Source organism: Campylobacter concisus UNSWCS, assembly GCF_000466685.1.
Lineage (GTDB): Bacteria > Campylobacterota > Campylobacteria > Campylobacterales > Campylobacteraceae > Campylobacter_A > Campylobacter_A concisus_A.
The window spans coordinates 1-481 of the sequence record NZ_ANNG01000145.1; the positions used below are offsets into that span (position 1 = coordinate 1).

Here is a 481-nt window from a genome sequence, read left to right on the forward strand (position 1 = left end):
AAAAATTTCGTTAAATCCAAGTAAATTTAGTGTGCTTAAATTTAGCATGCCTTGATACTTGCCGCTTTGTTTTGAGCCAAGGTTATCAATGCTAATAGCAGCCTTTAGTGGGAAGCTATCAACTCTAGTTATTACTATATTTGAAAAGCCGGCCCTATTTGAAGGTAAGAATTTAATGCTAACGTCATTTTTCGAGACGTTTTGTAGTGACTCAAGAGCCTGCTCGATATCTCTTATATTTGCTACTTTATTTTTATGAGAGTACTCACCAAATGCGCTAAAGAGGCTAGCTCTGTTTCTTTGGCTATCAAGCTCGTTTATGCTTATGTTATCTATTAAGCCAAGATTTATCACAAACTCTAGCTTGGCATCTTTTAGACTCTTTGTAACTAGGCTAGCACTTGAAGTGATATAGCCACTTTTTATTATCTCGTTGTTAAAAGAGTTTATGATTAGATTGATAGAGTTTTTGCCAAGACAG

General features: G+C 35.1%; 1 protein-coding gene. It reads right to left on the reverse strand.

Annotated features, from left to right (window positions below; all coding sequences use genetic code 11):
- On the reverse strand, positions 1–481 hold a 481-nt coding region (locus UNSWCS_RS11280), incomplete at both ends, for a POTRA domain-containing protein (RefSeq protein ID WP_035143915.1).